Origin of the sequence: Streptococcus oralis (genome assembly GCF_001579175.1) — a bacterium.
GTDB lineage: Bacteria > Bacillota > Bacilli > Lactobacillales > Streptococcaceae > Streptococcus > Streptococcus oralis_O.
In genome coordinates, this window is sequence record NZ_KQ970759.1 from 337,944 (window position 1) to 339,097 (window position 1,154).

The 1,154-nt window shown below is 39.3% G+C and carries 1 protein-coding gene and 1 pseudogene; both read left to right on the forward strand.

Features of this window, described 5'->3' with window-relative positions:
- Positions 1-961, forward strand: a 961-nt coding sequence (gene holA / locus SORDD24_RS01705) for a DNA polymerase III subunit delta (RefSeq protein WP_061407866.1), incomplete at its 5' end; no start/stop codon positions are given.
- A gap of 69 nt (positions 962-1,030) precedes the next feature.
- Positions 1,031-1,154: pseudogene (locus tag SORDD24_RS01710) on the forward strand (superoxide dismutase); the annotation flags it as partial.

Sequence of the window (1,154 nt, forward strand, 5' to 3'; positions counted from 1 at the left end):
AGGTCAGTTTGAAGTTATGAAGGATCAGGTGCTGAAACAGATCGGCTATGATCCAGCCGACCTCAATTTTGCCTACTTTGACATGAAAGAAGTAGCCTATAAGGATTTAGAACTGGAGCTGGTCAGTCTCCCTTTCTTTGCAGATGAGAAAATCGTGATATTAGACCATTTTCTCGATATTACAACAGCCAAGAAACGGTTTTTAACAGATGATGAACTCAAGTCATTTGAGGAATACCTTGACAATCCTTCACCGACAACCAAGTTATTAATTTTTGCAGAAGGAAAACTGGATAGCAAGAGACGATTGGTCAAACTGCTCAAACGTGATGCCAAGGTCTTTGATGCAGTAGAAGCTAAAGAACAAGAACTTCGCCAGTATTTCCAAAAATGGAGCCAGAGACAAGGTTTGCAGTTTGTGGAAAAGTCTTTTGAAAAATTACTCATCAAGTCTGGTTTTCAATTTAGCGAAATCCAGAAAAATCTTCTCTTTTTACAGTCTTATAAGTCAGATGGCCTGATTGAGGAGAAGGACATTGTAGAGGCTATTCCAAAGACTTTGCAAGACAATATTTTTGATTTGACTCAGTTTATTTTAGCTAAGAAGATTGATCAGGCCCGTGACTTGGTCAGAGACTTGACCCTGCAAGGGGAAGACGAAATCAAGCTCATAGCTGTCATGTTAGGACAGTTTCGAACCTTTACCCAGGTGAAAATTTTATCAGATGCTGGTCAAACGGAATCGCAGATTGTAAGCAGTCTGGGAACTTATTTGGGACGTAATCCGAATCCTTATCAAATCAAGTTCGCATTAAGAGATTCGAGAGGGATTTCCTTGGCTTTTCTCAAGCGAGCGATTTCTTATTTGATTGAAACAGACTACCAGATTAAGACAGGTGTCTATGAAAAAAGTTACTTGTTTGAAAAGGCACTCTTGCGGATTGCAACAGAGGCAAATTGAGCAAAAAACTTGAAAAAAGAGGATGATTGCGTTATCATTTTCTTATAGAAAGAAAAAGAGGTATTACAGATGGCTATTATCTTACCAGACCTTCCATACGCATACGACGCTTTGGAACCATACATTGATGCTGAAACAATGCACTTGCACCATGACAAACACCATCAAACTTATGTCAACAATGCGAATGCTG